The 18,567-nt window shown below is 42.3% G+C and carries 16 protein-coding genes; 10 read left to right on the top strand and 6 right to left on the bottom strand.

All coding sequences use genetic code 11. The features are described from left to right. Positions 1 to 62: 62 nt before the first annotated feature. The 5 genes from prpC (at position 63) to N475_RS24480 (ending at position 7,155) form a co-directional block, all read left to right on the top strand. Entirely contained in the window at positions 63 to 1,184 is a 1,122-nt protein-coding gene (prpC, locus tag N475_RS24500; RefSeq protein WP_063366115.1) for a bifunctional 2-methylcitrate synthase/citrate synthase, read from the top strand. Between the two features lie 101 nt (positions 1,185 to 1,285). Next, positions 1,286 to 3,874, top strand: coding sequence for a Fe/S-dependent 2-methylisocitrate dehydratase AcnD (gene acnD, locus N475_RS24495; protein ID WP_063366114.1), 2,589 nt, complete (start codon positions 1,286 to 1,288; stop codon positions 3,872 to 3,874). A 55-nt stretch (positions 3,875 to 3,929) separates the two neighbouring features. Then, the gene (gene prpF, locus N475_RS24490; protein WP_063366113.1) at positions 3,930 to 5,108 is read left to right on the top strand and encodes a 2-methylaconitate cis-trans isomerase PrpF; all 1,179 of its coding nucleotides are present in this window, start codon (positions 3,930 to 3,932) and stop codon (positions 5,106 to 5,108) included. Between the two features lie 108 nt (positions 5,109 to 5,216). Further along, positions 5,217 to 5,822, top strand: coding sequence for a LysE family translocator (locus N475_RS24485; protein WP_063366112.1), 606 nt, complete (start codon positions 5,217 to 5,219; stop codon positions 5,820 to 5,822). A 19-nt stretch (positions 5,823 to 5,841) separates the two neighbouring features. After that, complete coding sequence (locus tag N475_RS24480) at positions 5,842 to 7,155, top strand: SAM-dependent methyltransferase (RefSeq protein ID WP_063366111.1); 1,314 nt, start codon at positions 5,842 to 5,844, stop codon at positions 7,153 to 7,155. A gap of 16 nt (positions 7,156 to 7,171) precedes the next feature. On the opposite strand, the gene N475_RS24475 is transcribed toward N475_RS24480, so the two are convergent. Next, complete coding sequence (locus N475_RS24475) at positions 7,172 to 7,942, bottom strand: putative porin (protein WP_081232502.1); 771 nt, start codon at positions 7,940 to 7,942, stop codon at positions 7,172 to 7,174. 162 nt (positions 7,943 to 8,104) lie between these two features. Between N475_RS24475 and N475_RS24470 the strand changes: the two genes are divergently transcribed. The 3 genes from N475_RS24470 (at position 8,105) to N475_RS24460 (ending at position 9,762) form a co-directional block, all read left to right on the top strand. Further along, entirely contained in the window at positions 8,105 to 8,485 is a 381-nt protein-coding gene (locus tag N475_RS24470; RefSeq protein ID WP_063358635.1) for a SpoIIAA family protein, read from the top strand. A 115-nt stretch (positions 8,486 to 8,600) separates the two neighbouring features. Continuing rightward, positions 8,601 to 9,299: an SDR family oxidoreductase gene (locus tag N475_RS24465; protein WP_063358647.1), complete on the top strand. Its 699-nt coding sequence runs from the start codon at positions 8,601 to 8,603 to the stop codon at positions 9,297 to 9,299. A gap of 211 nt (positions 9,300 to 9,510) precedes the next feature. After that, on the top strand, positions 9,511 to 9,762 hold the full coding sequence (locus N475_RS24460; protein WP_063358634.1) for an HP1242/YdcH family protein: 252 nt from the start codon (positions 9,511 to 9,513) through the stop codon (positions 9,760 to 9,762). A gap of 92 nt (positions 9,763 to 9,854) precedes the next feature. Here N475_RS24460 and N475_RS24455 read toward each other — a convergent pair whose 3' ends face one another. The 3 genes from N475_RS24455 to N475_RS24445 form a co-directional block, all read right to left on the bottom strand. Beyond that, positions 9,855 to 10,259 (bottom strand): hypothetical protein, encoded by a 405-nt coding sequence (locus N475_RS24455; RefSeq protein ID WP_142046628.1) that lies wholly within the window; start codon positions 10,257 to 10,259, stop codon positions 9,855 to 9,857. A gap of 94 nt (positions 10,260 to 10,353) precedes the next feature. Further along, positions 10,354 to 11,691: an NAD(P)/FAD-dependent oxidoreductase gene (locus N475_RS24450; RefSeq protein ID WP_063366110.1), complete on the bottom strand. Its 1,338-nt coding sequence runs from the start codon at positions 11,689 to 11,691 to the stop codon at positions 10,354 to 10,356. Next, positions 11,688 to 12,248, bottom strand: coding sequence for a GNAT family N-acetyltransferase (locus N475_RS24445; protein ID WP_063358632.1), 561 nt, complete (start codon positions 12,246 to 12,248; stop codon positions 11,688 to 11,690). The genes N475_RS24450 and N475_RS24445 overlap by 4 nt, the downstream gene beginning before the upstream one ends. Before the next feature lie 251 nt (positions 12,249 to 12,499). On the opposite strand from N475_RS24445, the gene N475_RS24440 reads away from it, so the two are divergent. Then, entirely contained in the window at positions 12,500 to 13,969 is a 1,470-nt protein-coding gene (locus tag N475_RS24440; RefSeq protein ID WP_081216036.1) for a chitinase, read from the top strand. A 57-nt stretch (positions 13,970 to 14,026) separates the two neighbouring features. Here the strand turns inward: N475_RS24440 and N475_RS24435 are convergent, their stop codons facing one another. Next, positions 14,027 to 15,382 (bottom strand): hypothetical protein, encoded by a 1,356-nt coding sequence (locus N475_RS24435; RefSeq protein ID WP_063366109.1) that lies wholly within the window; start codon positions 15,380 to 15,382, stop codon positions 14,027 to 14,029. A 159-nt stretch (positions 15,383 to 15,541) separates the two neighbouring features. After that, positions 15,542 to 16,924: an FG-GAP repeat domain-containing protein gene (locus N475_RS24430; protein WP_162269636.1), complete on the bottom strand. Its 1,383-nt coding sequence runs from the start codon at positions 16,922 to 16,924 to the stop codon at positions 15,542 to 15,544. 306 nt (positions 16,925 to 17,230) lie between these two features. Between N475_RS24430 and N475_RS24425 the strand changes: the two genes are divergently transcribed. Then, complete coding sequence (locus N475_RS24425) at positions 17,231 to 18,457, top strand: RsmB/NOP family class I SAM-dependent RNA methyltransferase (RefSeq protein ID WP_193343411.1); 1,227 nt, start codon at positions 17,231 to 17,233, stop codon at positions 18,455 to 18,457. Positions 18,458 to 18,567 lie beyond the last annotated feature (110 nt).

Here is an 18,567-nt window from a genome sequence, read left to right as displayed (position 1 = left end):
AACCTGCTTGCCCATACTAAAATTTATAAATTCAGCAGGTAAAAATTTTTCAGGAGAATATCATGGCTAAAGTACTAAGTGGCGCTGGCTTACGCGGTCAAGTTGCAGGGAAAACTGCACTATCTACAGTAGGAAAATCAGGTTCAGGACTAACCTATCGTGGATATGATGTAAAAGATCTGGCACAAAACTGTCAGTTTGAAGAAGTGGCGTATCTAATTCTTAAAGGTAAATTGCCAACTCAAGCTGAGCTAGATGAATATAAAGTCTTACTTAAGTCTATGCGTGGTCTTCCTCTAGCGCTTAAAGAAGTCCTTGAACGTATTCCTGCTGATGCTCATCCAATGGATGTATTACGTACAGGTTGTTCAATGTTGGGTAACCTAGAAGGCGAAGCAAGCTTTGATGAACAAGGTAAAGTAACAGATCGCATGTTAGCGTGTTTCCCGAGCATCATTTGTTATTGGTATAGATTTAGCCATGATGGCGTACGTGTTGACGTTGAAACTGACGATGATTCAATTGGTGCGCACTTCCTACACTTGCTTCGTGGGGAAAAACCATCAGAGCTTCATGAGCGAGTAATGCATGTTTCATTGATTCTGTATGCAGAACATGAGTTTAACGCTTCAACGTTCACTGCACGCGTATGTGCTTCTACCCTGTCTGATATGCATTCTTGTGTAACCGGTGCAATTGGTTCTCTACGCGGCCCTCTGCATGGTGGTGCAAACGAAGCTGCAATGGAAATGATTGAACGATTCGAGTCTCCTGAGCATGCAGAACAAGAAATGATGGGTATGTTAGAGCGCAAAGAAAAAATCATGGGCTTCGGACATGCTATTTATTCTGAGTCTGATCCGCGTAATGAAATCATCAAATTATGGTCAGAGAAGCTAGCCGATGATGTGGGCGACAAAGTACTTTACCCAGTATCTGTGCGTTGTGAAGAAGTTATGAGGCGTGAGAAAAAGTTGTTCTGTAATGCGGATTTCTTCCATGCTTCTGCTTATAACTTCATGGGTATTCCAACTAAGTTATTTACACCTATTTTCGTAATGTCTCGACTGACTGGTTGGGCGGCACATGTTATGGAACAACGTGCTGATAACCGTATCATTCGCCCTTCTGCTGAGTACACTGGCGAAGAGCTACGCGAAGTACCTGCAATTTCAGAAAGATAAGCAGGCAGGGCCCCAAATTATATCGGGGTCCAATCAAACTTGAGGTGATGAGTCGCCTCAAGCAGATACACACCGTCACCCCACAGTTGGAATAAGCAGTTATGAACACCCAATACCGTAAACGACTACCAAATTCGGCTTTATGTTACTACGATACACGTGAAGCCATTGAAGCTATCAAGCCAGGTGCTTATGAAGGATTACCATATACCTCAAAAGTGCTGGCTGAAAACTTGGTTCGAAAGGCTGAACCTGAAAAACTAAATGATTATTTAACGCAAATTATTGAGCGTCGCCGCGATTTAGACTTCCCTTGGTTTCCTGCACGTGTGGTATGTCACGATATTCTTGGTCAAACTGCATTGGTGGATTTGGCAGGTCTGCGTGACGCTATAGCTGAAAAAGGTGGTGATCCAGCTAAAGTAAACCCTGTTGTGCCAACTCAGCTGATTGTGGACCACAGTTTGGCCGTAGAGCATGCTGGGTTCGAAGAAAATGCTTTCGAAAAAAACCGTGCGATAGAAGATCGTCGCAACGATGATCGTTTTCATTTTATTAATTGGACAAAGACAGCATTTAAAAATGTTGACGTTATCCCTCCAGGAAATGGCATCTTACATCAAATCAACTTAGAAAAAATGTCGCCAGTGATTCAGGCGCGTGATGGTGTTGCATTCCCTGATACATTGGTTGGCACCGACAGCCATACGCCACATGTGGATGCATTAGGTGTGATAGCCATTGGTGTGGGTGGCTTAGAAGCAGAAAGTGTGATGCTTGGTCGGGCTTCTTATATGCGTCTGCCGGACATAGTCGGCGTTGAATTGGTGGGCAAACGCCAGCCGGGTATCACCGCAACAGACATTGTATTGGCGATTACTGAGTTTTTACGAAACGAAAAAGTCGTTTCGAGTTATCTCGAGTTCTATGGCGAAGGTGCTGATGATTTGACATTAGGTGACCGCGCTACAATTTCCAACATGACGCCTGAGTATGGTGCAACAGCGGCGATGTTTTATATCGACCAAAAGACCATCGATTACTTAAAACTGACAGGCCGTGATGATGAGCAAGTTCAACTTGTTGAACAATATGCAAAGTTAACAGGCTTGTGGGCTGATTCAATGACGCAAGCAAAGTATGAGCGAGTGTTGAAATTTGATTTATCGAGCGTGGGGAGAAACCTTGCTGGACCTTCAAATCCGCATCGCAGAGTTGCAACGCAAGATCTTGCAAAGCAAGGCATAGTAGCTGATTACGAAAAAACTGAAGACAAAATGCCTGATGGCGCAGTCATCATTGCTGCAATCACCAGTTGTACAAATACCAGTAACCCTCGAAACGTTGTTGCTGCAGGATTATTGGCTCGAAATGCAAATAAACTAGGCTTGAAGCGCAAACCTTGGGTTAAGACTTCATTCGCACCGGGCTCAAAAGCCGTGCGTTCATACATGACTGAAGCTCAACTATTGCCAGAGCTAGAAGCGCTTGGCTTTGGTATTGTGGCCTTTGCATGTACAACATGTAACGGCATGAGTGGTGCATTAGACCCGAAAATTCAGCAAGAAGTGATCGACAGAGATTTGTATTCGACAGCGGTTTTATCTGGAAACCGTAACTTTGATGGTCGTATTCACCCTTATGCCAAACAGGCATTTCTGGCCTCACCACCATTAGTCGTTGCCTATGCCATTGCTGGCTCTGTTCGCTTTGACATCGAAAAAGATGTGCTTGGTCATGACCAAGCCGGTAACCCAGTCACGCTAAAAGACGTTTGGCCAAGTGACGAAGAGATCGATGCGGTGATCGCACAAAGTGTTAAGCCAGAACAGTTTAGAGAAGTGTATGACCCCATGTTTGACTTAAGTGTGGATTATGGTGAGGACAATGATCCGCTTTATGATTGGCGTGATATGAGCACTTATATCCGACGTCCACCATACTGGGAAGGTGCACTGGCAGGTGAGCGTACCATGAAAGGCATGCGACCTCTTGCAATTCTCGGTGACAATATCACCACTGATCACTTATCTCCTTCAAATGCGATTTTAGCCAGTAGTGCTGCTGGTGAATATTTGGCTAAGATGGGATTGCCTGAAGAGGACTTCAATTCTTATGCGACACACCGTGGAGACCATTTAACTGCGCAGCGGGCAACATTTGCAAACCCGAAATTGCTTAACGAAATGGTTAAAGAGAATGGTGAAGTGAAGCAGGGCTCCCTGGCCCGTGTGGAGCCTGAAGGTAAGGTTACACGCATGTGGGAAGCAATCGAGACCTATATGGATCGAAAGCAGCCTCTAATCATTGTAGCAGGCGCTGATTATGGTCAAGGCTCTTCGCGAGATTGGGCTGCGAAAGGGGTTCGTCTTGCCGGAGTAGAAGTTATCGTCGCAGAAGGGTTTGAACGCATTCACAGAACCAACTTAATCGGCATGGGTGTATTACCGCTTGAATTCCAAACGGGCACTACACGCCTAACTTTAGGTCTTGATGGCACAGAAACCTATGATGTTAAAGGTGAGCGCACGCCAGGTACTACATTGACGTTGGTTGTTAACAGACTAAATGGTGAAGCTGTAGAGGTTCCGGTAACTTGTAGACTTGACACCGCCGAGGAAGTATCAATTTACGAAGCAGGCGGCGTATTGCAACGATTTGCCAAAGACTTTTTAGAAGCGAACGCTTAGTACATTACTTTATTAAAGCCCAAGCATTGCTTGGGCTTTTTAGTTAGGAAACATAATGAGTTTTAAACCACAAATCAAAATTCCCGCCACTTATATGCGCGGAGGTACCTCAAAAGGGGTATTTTTTAAATTGGACGATTTACCTGAAGCCGCTCAACAGCCAGGAGAGTTCAGAGATCAGATTTTGCTAAGGGTTATTGGCAGTCCAGATCCTTACGCAAAACAAACTGATGGTATGGGTGGCGCGACATCAAGCACGAGTAAAACAGTGATTCTGTCCACAAGTACTCAACCTAATCATGATGTTGACTATTTGTTTGGCCAAGTAGCGATTGATAAACCATTTATCGATTGGAGTGGCAATTGTGGCAATCTGACGGCTGCGGTTGGCGCGTTTGCAATCAGTAATGGTTTAGTGGACGCTGAACGAGTTCCTGAGAATGGCATCGCAGTTGTACGTATCTGGCAGGCAAATATAGGCAAAACAATCATCGCTCATATTCCAATTACAAATGGTGAAGTGCAAGAAACGGGTGACTTTGAATTGGATGGGGTGACCTTTCCTGCAGCAGAAGTGGTTGTGGAGTTTTTGGACCCAGCTGATGCTAATGCAGATATGTTCCCAAGTGGTAACTTAGTAGATACGCTTGAAGTGCCGGAGATTGGTAACTTTGATGTAACTATGATCAATGCTGGTATCCCAACATTATTTTTCCGTGCACAAGATTTAGGTTTTGACGGCACAGAGCTACAGGATGCAATCAATGGCAACAGCGATGTGTTGCAGCGACTAGAGACAATTCGTGCCTATGGTGCCTTAAAAATGGGTTTAATCTCATCGCTTGAAGAGGCGAAAGTGCGCCAGCATACGCCTAAGATTGCATTTGTAAGCGAAGCTAAAAAATACGTTGCATCAAGTGGCAAAGTAATTGATGAGCAAGATATCGACCTATGTGTCAGGGCGCTGTCAATGGGGAAATTACACCACGCTATGATGGGCACCGCCGCCGTTGCGATTGCAACCGCTGGTGCCATCCCTGGAACGCTGGTCAACCAAGCCGCTGGGGGCGGAGATAGAACGCAAATTACCTTTGGCCACCCTTCTGGCACTCTGAAAGTGGGTGCTGAAGCACAACAACAAGCAGGGCGTTGGTTTGCTAGAAAAGCCATTATGAGTCGCAGTGCTCGAGTGCTAATGGAAGGCTGTGTGCGCATTCCTGATCCAACTAACTAGTCAAATACGTTTGTGGGGCTTAAGTGCACACTTGGCCCCAATTTCTTTTATCAACAATCCACTGTTAATCCTCACCGCTTTACTTCAAGGACTTTTAGGAGAAATACTATGCAAGAAGCATTATTGTCTTTGGCGCTTACAACTTTTTTATTGTTAGGTTCACCTGGGCCAGCACCATTAGCACTTGCTGCGGTAGGCGCTAGCATCGGTGTCCGTGCTGGTATGTCATTTCTGATTGGTATTTTATCAGGTCTATTGGTCGCCATTATTGCGTCGGCTACCGGGTTGGGGGCACTGCTGTTGAGCTTTCCGCAGTTAACCAAGATATTGCAACTAGGTGCACTGGCCTATTTGTTTTATGTGGCCTATAAGATTGCGAGCAATAACAGTGGGCTTGCAGAACTAAACAATCAGACTCTGGGCTTTAAAGATGGCTTTATACTAAACTTATTGAACCCTAAAGCATATGCCGCGTGTATTGCTATTTTTGCGAATACAAATATTCCCATAGAATCCCCGTTTCAAGCCGGGTTGGTGGCTGCCATGACTCTGTTTGTCGTTGCGGTCATTGTAGATTCGCTGTGGTTGTACTTGGGAGGCTTACTTCATCGAGTCGTGAAAACGAATAAGCAACTTAAGTATTTAAGAGTATTTTTTGCGAGTTTACTGGTTTTACTTTTGCTCTTTGTGACTCTATCCTCAGGTTTAATATAAGAAAAACATCAGGGATCTCATGAGCAAATCTAAAGGGCAATTTATAGCCGCGGTGAACGGCTTACTCAATGCAGAAAAGGGCGCTGTTTCAAAGTCTGAAATTAAAGAGATGGTTGCGTATCTTGGTGAGGTAACACAAATATTTACCAGCACTGATATGAATGAATCAGACAAAGCACAGACTGCATGTGGTGTGGCAATTTCTCCTGTGCAAGCCGCCAAGTGCTTTGAAGAAACGCTGCGCACCCAAATATTTGTGCAAGGCGTGGCAATGGCCATTGAAGACTGTCTCAAAACTAACGAGGTCCCCGTGCGGATATTGTATGCTGGCACAGGCCCCTATGCGACTTTGCTGTTACCGTTTTTGGCAAGTCGAGAAAAGCTACCACTTGAAATCACACTACTTGATATTCATGAAGAAAATATCAATGCGGTTAAATCGTTGATTAAGCACTTTGACCTTGAACGCTACCAAATTAAATTAGTCTTAGGCGATGCGACTCATTGGCACCCAGATGGTGATGACACTGGATTCGATATAATCATCTCAGAAACCATGACGGCGCTGCTAAAAAGAGAGCCACAGGTGTTTATCTTTAAGCACTTAGTTCAGTATCTAACTCCTGGTGGCGTTTTGATCCCGGAGGAAGTCAGCCTAAAAACATGGTTAACGAAAAGAGATGAAAAAGCACAAGATGATGTCCTTATCGGGGAGTTCTTTTGTCTAGACCAAGCACGTTCTCGCGCTTTGAATAAGGGGGATGATAGTTGTTTTTCATCTGAACTGATCATCCCTGATGGTGATTGGGCCGATCATGTCGTTAAACTGACGACTGATATCCGAGTATATCGTCATTTGTGTTTGCATGAAGGAGACTGCAGTTTAAATATCGCATTTGCATTTAGTCCTTACGATGCTGTTTTGACCCCGAACAAGCCAATTACCTTCAAATATGTGCAACCGCAATCTCCAGACTTTGAAGTGGTTTTCCCTAAAGCAGAGTGGCGTCAGTCAGATTTTAGTTTACCACTACCAGAAGAGACCGGAGAGCTTGGAATTGTGCAAATTAAACGTGCTTTCCAACGTGCATATTTAATTAAACGGGGAGAGAAAGTAAGTGCGCCAGAGCATGAGTGGCAAGCTGAGCTGAGCATTTATGATATGTTGTCAGTGAGTTCCAGTGAAGTCATTGGCAAGATGTATGAAGTAGAGCGCTTTTCCGATTTTGAGGTTTGGTTTTCGGAGCGCGTGGGCCCTGTTAAACAAGAACAAGTAACAGCTTTAAATCAAGAATGCCTTCGTAGGCTACAAAATCCTGAACTATGCAAGTAAAAGGCATTTAATGCCATTAAAATTGTGCCTGCATGGACATTTCAAGTGATTGTTCGTCATCGCTCTGCTCTTGGTATCGAGCTTTGACGAAAAAGCTATGATTCACAAAATACTTCCCTTCAATCATGAGGTGAGATGCTTGGCTGCCTACCCCTAAAGCAAAATGCTGGTTAAAGTAGTAATTTGCGATAAAGTCATTTTGATTTTTACTACTGTTATTGTGATGGGATAAGTCTAAAGTAAAAAATCTTTGCTCCCCTAAGCCTCTAAAATAGCGAACTTCAACACGCCAATCATCTAAGGAATCATCCGTATTGGCAGTGAGACCAACATAGGCATTTGGGTCTAAATCAATATTAAGTTGCCCTTGAAACCACGTAATGTCTTCCCCATTTTTTAAACGTTGGTGACTTATGCTTGCTTTAATTCGGTCATAAAAAAGGTGCCCTACACCCACGGAGTAATCTTCATCTGCCTGGCTGAGATCTGCGATACCAAGTGGAATAAACCAATTTCCAATGAATATCTCCCCCTCTGCCCCAGTGTATACGTCAGTGTCATTGGTGTAGGTGAGCAATACATTACTGTCAGTGTCTAGATAGCCAAAATCGTCCCAGACTCCAAAATAGGCTTGAGGTGCAAAGTAATAGTGACTACTGATTTGCCAACTATGATCGTCTGCATCCTCAAATTTGGTATACGTAGCTTGATTGAACCAGGTTTTTTCTGTGTTGGCGATGCAGAGAGATGAACACAGAGTTATTGTTAATATTATTAGTATTTTCAAAGGCTTTTCCTAACTTTTGGGCATAAGGGGGACGATACCACTGATGAATACTTATGTTTAAGCATAGACTATTTGAATTAATGTGCGCGAATAGCCATTTTGAGCTATGTTAAATTGAGCATTTTGTTTACTAAAAATTTACTTGGGTGATTGGTTATTGCAATGAATGAATACCATGGCATTTCGGTTGCAACAGAGGTTAACGAGTCGGGACTTTTGATCAGCTTTAAGGCTGTTGGTAGTCTTACTCACAAAGACTATTTAGTTATATTGCCTGTGGTTGATCAAGCTTTAGCTAGAAATCATCGCAATACCGTATCTGCCTTGATTGATATATCAGAACTTACCGGGTGGGAGATGGGAGAGGCGCTCCATGACATCCGCATTGCATTTCAATATAGTGAACAATTTACCAAAACCGCGGTCATTGGGAGTAGTCGCTTACAACACATTTCTTCGATATTAGGGGGGTGGATACTAGGTGGGCGAACTCGTTTCTTCTCCGATGGTAATACCGCAAAAAACTGGCTGGACTCTCCTTAACTGAAAAAGCGCAACAGCTAAGTTCATGGCGTTTTTCTCTTTAATAAACTTGAATCAAAGTGCGCTGTTTATCACAATAGACCCATTAAAATATCACTATAAATCAGAGGATAACATGGCTTGCGTTTTGATTACGGGTGCAAATAGAGGAATTGGTCTTGCATTAGTGCAGCTGTATTTAGAAAGCGGTTGGAAGGTTCTAGCAACGGTCAGAAATGCGTCAAATACAGACAAACTAAATGAAGTGATGGATCAAGACACGCAAAATAATTTAATCATCTACGAAATGGACATTGTTAACTATCAGCAAGTATCTGAAGTTGCAAGCTCTTTGGTGGGCGTTCCAATAGATATAGTGATAAATAATGCGGGCTTATATGGTCCGAAAGGATATGGGTTTGGTCATTGTGATGTGGAAGCTTGGAAAATGGTCATGGAGGTGAATGCGATTGCGCCTGCTAAGTTAGCTGAAATGTTTTACGCAAACTTAAAACTCGGTGACAAAAAGATTTTTGCTGCCCTTTCATCACGGGTTGGGAGTCATACAGAAAACACCAAAGGGGGTGGATATATCTACCGCAGTTCAAAAGCCGCATTAAATTCAGTTGTAAAAAGTTTATCGAATGATCTTTTGCCTCAAGGTATTAAGACTGTTGCGCTTCACCCTGGTTGGGTGAAAACAAAAATGGGCGGTCCAAACGCACTGATAACGCCTGAGGAGTCTGCATTGGGGCTGAAACGTGTGTTAGATAATTTAACTAAGCAAGAGAGTGGCAGCTTTATCAGCTACGATGGTAGTAAAATTCCATGGTAATTATGATCTATTAGCAAGGATTTTCAGGAATTTTTATATTATAGCAGTCAGTGTAGAGAGGAGAGGGTAAATCTCTTTACACTTAATGCAGATCAAATATGGCCATCACATATATAAATTGCCATGTAGATATGTGATGTAGATCAATATCAAATTTTACGGTGGGGGAATAATAAAGTTAAACCAATAAATATCTCATAAGGATACTCTCATGAGCATTGAAAAACACGATTTACTACACGAATTCCCAGATCATCATCATACCATTCGTCATCTAAAAATGAACGACAATCACTTTGCTAAATTATTTAATAAGTACAATGAGTTAGATAGAGAGGTTCGGAGAATAGAAGAGGGCGCAGAAAACACCACAGATGAGTACTTAGATACTAAAAAAATGGAAAGAGTACACTTGAAAGATGAACTATTTGGGCTAATTAAAAAAACCGAATCTACAATATAAGTATATTAGAAACTAAATGTCTAATGACTGGAAAATCTGTTATATAAAAAGCCCACGGTTTAATCAGTGGGCTGAGTTTAAGTGCTTATATATTACTGGCACTTAATCGTTGCATACAGCTGGTAACACTGGTTTTTACTGCCAGTGTCTTTGTAAACCCAAGATTTTCCGTACCAGTCGTAGTTAGCGTATGATGACTCATCTTCACCACACTTAATTGTGCTACCGCTTACTTCTTGGTTGTGACCACGTTCTTCACAGAATTGGTTTCCGTTTGTTGGACCAACAAAGAAGCTCTGTAAACGGCCATTAACCCAAACTCGTGGGCTGTAATATGTAACAACACCAGATGCAACAATTCCCTGATTTGCTGCGATAGTTACTTCAGCTTTTTCAAAAGCAACAGAGCCATTATCTACATTTTCAAGAGTTACAGTTTGTGCAGAAGCAACGCTAGAAAGGCCAGCCAATAGACCCAAAACAATCATTTTTTTCATTTCTTTTCCTTAGTTAGTAGTTGTTTCGAGTCCATTAAACGCCCGTAATGTTGAAATTGGATGTACCTTTTGTGTATTTTTTATTCAGTTTGTTTTAGTAAAGTCTGTCTTTCAATATAGCAAGGTTATAAAAACCATATTGCCCAAGTCGGCTCAGAGTTGCGAAAGGAAACCTAGGAGCGGGTGTTTGATAAATAGGTAAGTTGGGTACAGATAGCCCCGATACCATTTGGGCCAAACGATAAGCGGCTTGGGCGCTAAACGCGACTCCTGAACCGCAGTATCCAATTGCGTAAGCAATATTATCTTCGCAATAAATATGAGGGTGATCATCAAGTGCGGCGGCAATATAACCGTGCCAATTGTATTCGCATACACAGCTTTTTAAGCTTGGAAAGCTATGCTTGAGTGCCGTTTCTAAGTGTCTTCGATATTTAATTTTATCTTGATCTTTACCAAATATTGCACCACGCCCTCCAAAAAGCAGACGATTATCTGGTAGCAAGCGGTAATAGTATTTTAAAGTACGAGTATCCATCATCACTTGATGAGTTTTGAGTCCCGTTGTTTCTAACTCACTACGGGTTAGGGGACGGGTGACGAGAATGCTGCTCAATATTGGTAAATATCGGCTGTCTAAGGTGGAGTAGGTATGTTTGCTGTTGTAGGCGTTGCCTGCAATGATTACTTTTTTTGCCGTTAAGCGCGCTTCATTGACCTTAATACTATAGATTTGCCCTTTTTTAGTGAGTTGCTGCGCCAAGCTTTTTTCATATAAATGAACGCCCGCCTTTTGTATCAAAAATTTGTACGAGAGTAACAGTTTTAAAGGGTTCACGCCAAAGCCATGAGATGTTCTTACTGCGCCAAAACTATTGGGGGTTCTTATATAATTGGCCTGTAATTCGTCATTGTTAATAAAAGAAAGGCTATTGTCCTTAAGTACATTTTGGCTATACGCAAGTCCGGATTTTAATGTGTCGGATGCGCTTTGGGAGTGGGCTATTTTAAGGTAACCGCTGGCCTGTTTATCGCATTTTATCTGGTGTCGTTCAATGAGATCTGAAACACGGGTAACCGCGCTTTGATACTCTTGGTATACTCGTTGTGCGGTTTCTTCTCCCCATGTTTTGCTCATTTGTAATACACCTAAACGACCAGAAGAAGGTAGCGCAAACCCTGCATTCCTGGCGCTGGCACCAAATCCAACTTGATTAGCTTCCACAACACACACTTTTTGATTGAATTCTGTAGCCAGATAAAAAGCGCTAAGCAGGCCAGTAAAGCCCCCTCCAATGACAATGACGTCGTACTCTTGATCATTTTGAGGAGGAGTCGCAGGTTGACCTAACGAAGTGGTGCTTGTCCAGTAACTAGAAGCAAATGCCTCACCTTGGCAATGTGCTTGGTAAAGTGGGTCATAAGTACTCATGATAGTGTTAGCACCATTTCAGCTGCTTGGCAGTGACAGTCATTGCCGCAGATTGGGCATTCATAACCTTCATTGATGCAGTTTTCTAGCCATCTATCATCATGAAGCTTAATTAATGTTCCACCGGCTTTGGTAAAGTACTTAACGGCACCATTGCCAGGACTTTGTTTCCATAAATGTGCAATACCTGCTTTCGCACCCTGCTGTTTTAATATCTGTACAGACGCACTGAGTAACTTGGGTCCAATTCCTTGTCCTTGAGCATTTGGATGTATCGCAATACATTTGAAATATGCCATATGTTCGCTATCTACTGGCCAACTATTTGGTGTACACCATTTGTCAATCGGCCATTGGCCAGCACTATATGTCAGCCTGAAACCTATTACTTGACCTTGTTCATTTACAGCGACGAAAGACGCGTTGAGTCCATTTTTTAGGCCCATTTTATAAATTTTTTTCAGTTTATCTTCATCGAGATAATTTTCGCCGTGTACCAAGTTTCCTAACTGAATGACTTGGGAAAAATGTTGTGCTTCTAGTTGCTCAATCTTCATGACGGTAGCTTGTTCTTTTTATTAATAATATTTACTTATTTTGCAGCACAAATCTCAGGAATCAAGTTTCCATTTGTTTAAAAATTAGGTAAATCACATTGACAGCGATGTCAATGTGTAATATTTGTTAAATTGATGAATTTTGATGTTCATCAATTTCAAAGCCGATGTGATTCTCCTTGTCGGTGATGGAATAAGACAAAAAACTGACTTTCAAATTCAATAATTTCAACAACATGTAAAGGTAAATTATGAATATTTTAAATGCTAAGGTAGGCAGATTCGCTAAACTGGCACTGTTATGTGCGCCAGTTTTATGTGCTAGCACATTCGCTCAAGCCATGAATGTACAGCCAGATCCAAATAATCCAAATGGATATGTAGTGTCTCGCGTTGATTTAAAAGCAGCAGAAGACGCGCTCACATCTGATCCCATGTATGCGATTTGGTCAAAAGCCCTAGAAACTCGCAGCAACACTGTTGTGGAGGCAATTGTGCCTGGTGCGGCATCAAACCCTGAGAATGTTAAGCGAGTAGAACGCGTATTTGGGCAAGCGCAATGGGACTTCCTTACTCAAATGGCAGCACCTGAATATACGTATACACGTTTTCTTCGTGCCATTGGTAAATTCCCAGCATTTTGTGGCACCTATACTGACGGACGCAATTCGGATGCCATTTGTAAAAAATCAATTGTTACTGCCTTTGCACATTTTGCGCAAGAAACAGGTGGCCATATTTCAAAGGACAATACTTCAGATAACCCAAATGGTTTAGAAGAGTGGCAGCAAGCACTTGTGCACGTACGCGAGATGGGGTGGTCTGAAGGTCAAGGTGGATATCGAACAGGGTGTGGCCAGAATGACTGGCAAAATCGTCGCTGGCCTTGTGGGGCTGGTCAAGGTTATTTTGGTCGCGGTGCTAAGCAGCTCTCTTACCACTTCAACTATGGCATGTTTTCTGAGGTCATGTTTGACGGCGATGCAACCGTACTGTTGAATGATCCGGGACGTGTTGCTGACTCATGGCTTAACTTGGCATCTGCAATTTGGTTCTTTTTAACGCCACAAGCTCCAAAGCCAGCAATGCTTCATGTCATTGATAGAACTTGGGTACCTTCGCAGGTAGAGCTCAATGCGGGAATTGGCTATGGATTTGGTACAACTATTAACGTAATTAATGGTGGTATTGAGTGTGGTGAACACAACCGTAATAAAGGTCAGCCTGTAAACCGTATTCGTTACTGGGAAGGGCTTTCTCATTATTACAATATCCCTATTGAATCAGATGAAGAGAACACGTGCTGGCAGCAAACACCGTTTGGTAGCTTAAACTTGGACGGGGCAAGTGGTGTTTTATATACAAACTGGGAGGCTAATTGGGCACATTATTCGGACAGACCAGGCGGCCACTCGTTTGAATGTAAGCTTGTTGGTTATCAAACCGCATACTCCGCGTTAGTACCGGGTGATTACGAAAAATGTGTGACGAACTTTTATGAGTCTCATACTGGATGGCCTAGTGTAACTGCTGTCGATACTCTACCGCCTGTAGACGACAAGCCACCGGTAGGAGGTGTGAAAGCTTGGGAAGCTGGAAAAGTGTACCTTAAAGGTGACAAAGCGAGCCATGAAGGTCGTATTTATGAAGCTAAATGGTGGACAAAGGGTAATACGCCAAGTCCGACCAACCCTAATGGTCCTTGGAAACTACTTCCATAGTTTTTAATAAGAAAAGGGAAGCTGTGTGGCTTCCCTTTATCTTGTTCAATAACGCCTTTATAAAGGTTTAGCTATGATTGAAAAAATAGCGGCGCCATCATAAAGCTTAGATTCGACGCGTTTTTCAAAGCTCTCTTGGCCTTCTATCATAACCTCTCTTAAATCATTGAAACTAAGGTCAGAGTTGAGCGCCAGTAGTGAAACATTCATAGAGATCTCCAAAGGCGTGACTTTATCTTCTGGAATAATGTCTCCAAAACTCAGGTCGGGTATAGCGTCATTGCCATCTGTAATGAAATGCCACCTTGATGTCCCCTGATGCGCATCTTCCCAATTCAGAGTAAATGTCACTGCATCAATACGTTCATCGGCACTGCTAAAATTAATAACAGCAACATCGCTAGCACTTTCATCGGCGAGAGACTCAGCTAAAATTTGGTATCCGCGAACGAGTTCTGCATTATTGGTGATATGTTTTGCGCCTGTTACTTGGCCTTCATCATTTACCTTATTGATGGCATAAGAGTTGGTTGACACCGAAACACCAAATGCCGTTGACTCTTGAAGCCTTGTAGTCGATAAATAATTTACAGTATTTAGGTCTTTGAATATTAAAAGCCCGTTGTTGTCTTTGTATGATGTGTGGTTGTAGCGGGCTTCGTTGACATGTTCGTTGTACACATTAGTGTTGCCAACATAAGAGGAGAGCGTAATGAGTTCTTTCGGTTCAAAAGTGTGCTCACCAAAATTTAACTCCGTGCCTTGTGCAGTGAACTGTGTGTCTGATAAAGCCACTGTAGCGGGTGCAGAAGTATCAAATAGCCCACCAGATGACACTCCCTCAAAACGAGTAAACAACAGTTGTTGTTGCTCATCAGTACACAGCGAAACTTTATCTGGCGCTTCTCTAAGTAAAATCGGATCTATGCTTGCACCATGCAAGTATGAATCTGGTGATTCTGCCCGTAGCGTTTCTAAGTCATAGTCAATGGTGCTGCAACCACATTGATCGTAATTTGCAAATACAACAGCATCAACGTCAAAACCATTTTGAATGTTTAAAACAGATTGGATTTGCAGATACTTTTTCCCTGTGTCGGTTTCCGAACGATATACAAAAGAGACATGTTGCGCATTTGTGGGAATATTTGACTCAAATTGACCATCAGCTTGGGTTTTTTCACTAGAAATGAATGTACCATTGGCCTGATGGAATACCACATCAGCTATAACGGGTAAATTTCCGCACTTATTCTGCTCCAAGGCTTTTATTGAAATGGGTGAAAACACAATTGGAGTTGGGTCTGGTCTCTCTATGGAGTTAGGGGTGTCATTACTGCCGCCGCCTCCACAGCCACTGAGTTGCATTGCTGCTAAAGTTGCTAGAAATAACCCATTGTACTTTAGTTTCATTTTATAGTTCCTTTATCTATTTATATATCCTAAAAAGGGAACTATACAGGGGGTTGTAATAACTTGGAATTCATATTAAAGAATTATGAAAAATAACATATAGGTAAGCTCTATCAGGGCTAAATTTAATCGCACAAACTTAGCCCCATAATCGTCGGTTTAGTTCAACAAGGTTTCCAGTCTTGCTTGACCATTTTCATCCGCATACTTAAAAATAAAGTCTTCTTTACCGTTACCGTCTATGTCTACTAAAACAATATCATTGGCGTTTTCAGGTAGCTTGCGACTGATTTTTTTTCGCTCTTTGTTTAGTAAGTTACTGCTTGCACCATAGTAAATGTTGAGCGTTTTATCACCAGATTTAAAAACGATGTCTTGCTTTTTGTCACCGTTTAAATCACCCGTATAAAACGGAATTCCTCGCATTGAGCGCTTCATGTCAATCTCTAACTCTACTTCTTTTTCAGTACTAGGTTGTTTAGCAAATAAGGTATGGGGGTGTTGCTTGAAAAAGTGCATTTCAACATCCACATCTGTTTTACCTCCTCCTAAGGCCATCGCTGCTATAGTTGTGAGTCCAATATCCACACTGAGCGTTTGTAAATCGAGTAATCCATCACCATCAAAGTCATGTTCAATGCGCATGCCTCCAGCACCGATTGTATGCGGAAGTTTAATGGCGCCAGAGTTGAACCCTTTTGGCTGCCCTAAATATAAGTCGTAGTTAATTTGGGCTTCTAGGCCAGATATGCCCTCAGTGATTGGTTGAGTTCTGGTGATGAGGTCTAAATGTCCATCTTTGTTGATATCTAGCAGCTCATGGGTAGTGCGAATGGCATTATCTGGTGTTTTACCAAATGATGTTGGCAAATAAACATGCTCTACTTTTTTATTAAACCCTGTTTTGTTTGCGTATAAAACAGAGACATTTTCACGCGTGCGAAACACTAAATCTAAATTACCGTCTTTATCAAAGTCATGTACTGTTGGTAGAGATTTGAAGTTGGTACTTACCTCCATGCCATCTTGATAACTGTGCGCTCTAAGTGGTAAAGAATACTTAAAACGATATTTATTGAACTGACCATCTTTTTGCTGCACATACAATTCACTGTGTGTGAAGCCGGGTAAATAGATATCACTAAGACCGTCATCATTCACATCGAGTACAAAATCTATTTTTTTGAAGTCGTCTACTTGCAGCCGAGTGAGTAGGCTATCTGACTCGACGATACGTGTTATGCTTTTTTCCGTTGCTAAGTAGACCCCTTTTTCGTCTAAGATAAATGCTTGCACATCACGATGACTGGCTACTTGGCCGAAATGGAACCCTCTTGAATGCTCGGTAGCTTGAATGACCGTAGATTGACCATTGCTTAAATCGATTCGTTCTAGTTGTTTAGTATCTTTATTCAGAGCGAAGACTATAGGCGAGTCGGTAAGTTGCAACGGGCTTTTCGTTTTTAGTTTTAATGACAGAGGAGAGGCGTGTAGTTGCCCAGCAATTATCAGACTGGCTGAAAGTAGCAATTTTGATTTCATCTGTGTGTTCCTCAAAATCCTGTTGATTTGATATTGGTATATGATTCGAGTTGCGAAGCCTCTTAGCCCATTTTTTACAAAGCCAGTGAATATTGTCCACTTCAAAGCATGCATTTAAATAATGAGCTGGGTCAATTCAACTTATCTATTTATTGTTTCACCTATGCTATGGGAGGAAGAGATTATGCTCAATGTGCAGGATGTAAGTTTTTGTGACTTATTCGTCCTAAAAGTGCGCCATTAAGTGGAGTCATATATTGAAAAGCGCTACAATTCGCGCCCTGAAAGTGTAAAGAGAGAACCGCTGTGACAGTGACCCGTCAATTGTTAGATTGCTTGCATAACGCATTCTTACAGGCCGCAACTTTAGAGCATTATGCTGATAAAGTAATTCAACAACATTTGGCTGCAAACAGCAGTTGGACATTGGAGCAAAGAGCATATTTTGTTACAACTCTCTACAATATGATCCGTTTCAGCCGCAAATTGATGTGGATGACCGGTCGTAAAGAGCACGTCGATACGATTCAACATTGTACCCGTGAGGATGTGTGGGATTTGTGGGGGGCTTATACATTTATACAAGAGGGTCAGGTACCTGACTACCCTGAGTTAGAATCGCTAGATGCCACACATTTAAAGTCTGCGCTAAAGGATGCCCCTACAGATATTCAACTGAGTATGCCATTGTGGTTACATGACCGTGCAGAGCAAGAGCTAGGCAATAATTGGCCTACTGTAGCGCGCGCACTCAATCAAAGTGCGGGGAATTTTATCCGTGCAAATGGGTTAAAAGCCAACAGGGAAGCTGTTTCTAAAGCACTCTCAAAAGAAAGTATTGCGACTTTGCCTGTTGAGGCAGTTTCTGATGCACTTGAAGTAAAACAAATGGGGTATTTATTTCGTACTGACGCATTTCAAAGAGGATTATTTGAAATGCAAGATGCAGGCTCCCAACTAATCGCACCTTTATTAGAGCTTTTGCCAGGTATGAAAGTTGTAGATGCTTGTGCGGGTGCTGGTGGCAAGAGCCTACATATTGCGGCCTTGCTAAAAAACAAAGGGCGTGTGCTATCCCTAGATATCCACCAACATAAATTAGATACCTTGAAAAAGCGTGCTAAAAGAGCTGGTGCGCATGTCATTGAAACCCGTTTGATACAAAACAGTAAAACCATTAAACGACAAAAAGAAAAGTTTGATAGAGTGTTGTTGGATGTACCTTGCTCTGGGACTGGTGTATTGCGTCGTAACCCTGATGCAAAGTGGCATTTAGATGAGCAAAGTGTTAGTGATTTAATCACGTTACAACAAGATATTTTGCAACGCTATAGTCAAATGTGCCGAGTCGGTGGTAAGTTGGTATACGCGACGTGTTCTATTTTCCCATCGGAAAATGAGCTGCAAATCAAGCAATTTTTGGCTGACAACCCAAACTGGTCATTAGAGCAAGAATTGAGCCTATTACCCGGTATCAGCTCTGAATATGACGGTTTTTACGGTGCGCGATTGGTAAAAAACAGCGCTGAATAATACATAGGGCTTGAAGTTAAACTGCCAAGGCCCAATAACTAGAACATCGCATTTAGGTTATAGAGCAAAGCGCAAAGTGCTGGCTCTCGAATATCAATTGAAAGGTTTAA

Origin of the sequence: Pseudoalteromonas luteoviolacea DSM 6061, from assembly GCF_001625655.1 — a bacterium.
In the GTDB taxonomy this organism is placed as follows: domain Bacteria; phylum Pseudomonadota; class Gammaproteobacteria; order Enterobacterales; family Alteromonadaceae; genus Pseudoalteromonas; species Pseudoalteromonas luteoviolacea.
The sequence above is the reverse complement of the archived record's forward strand: the minus strand, read 5'-3'. Positions and strand labels throughout refer to the sequence as shown.

Bases quoted from the DNA above. Each gene is read 5' to 3' on its own strand.
- N475_RS24485 (WP_063366112.1), top strand. From the start codon at position 5,217: ATGCAAGAAGCATTATTGTCTTTGGCGCTTACAACTTTTTTATTGTTA.
- N475_RS24435 (WP_063366109.1), bottom strand. From the start codon at position 15,382: ATGAAACTAAAGTACAATGGGTTATTTCTAGCAACTTTAGCAGCAATG.
- N475_RS24445 (WP_063358632.1), bottom strand. From the start codon at position 12,248: ATGAAGATTGAGCAACTAGAAGCACAACATTTTTCCCAAGTCATTCAG.
- acnD (WP_063366114.1), top strand. From the start codon at position 1,286: ATGAACACCCAATACCGTAAACGACTACCAAATTCGGCTTTATGTTAC.
- N475_RS24460 (WP_063358634.1), top strand. From the start codon at position 9,511: ATGAGCATTGAAAAACACGATTTACTACACGAATTCCCAGATCATCAT.
- prpC (WP_063366115.1), top strand. From the start codon at position 63: ATGGCTAAAGTACTAAGTGGCGCTGGCTTACGCGGTCAAGTTGCAGGG.
- N475_RS24450 (WP_063366110.1), bottom strand. From the start codon at position 11,691: ATGAGTACTTATGACCCACTTTACCAAGCACATTGCCAAGGTGAGGCA.
- prpF (WP_063366113.1), top strand. From the start codon at position 3,930: ATGAGTTTTAAACCACAAATCAAAATTCCCGCCACTTATATGCGCGGA.
- N475_RS24465 (WP_063358647.1), top strand. From the start codon at position 8,601: ATGGCTTGCGTTTTGATTACGGGTGCAAATAGAGGAATTGGTCTTGCA.
- N475_RS24455 (WP_142046628.1), bottom strand. From the start codon at position 10,259: ATGAAAAAAATGATTGTTTTGGGTCTATTGGCTGGCCTTTCTAGCGTT.
- N475_RS24480 (WP_063366111.1), top strand. From the start codon at position 5,842: ATGAGCAAATCTAAAGGGCAATTTATAGCCGCGGTGAACGGCTTACTC.
- N475_RS24470 (WP_063358635.1), top strand. From the start codon at position 8,105: ATGAATGAATACCATGGCATTTCGGTTGCAACAGAGGTTAACGAGTCG.
- N475_RS24440 (WP_081216036.1), top strand. From the start codon at position 12,500: ATGAATATTTTAAATGCTAAGGTAGGCAGATTCGCTAAACTGGCACTG.
- N475_RS24430 (WP_162269636.1), bottom strand. From the start codon at position 16,924: ATGAAATCAAAATTGCTACTTTCAGCCAGTCTGATAATTGCTGGGCAA.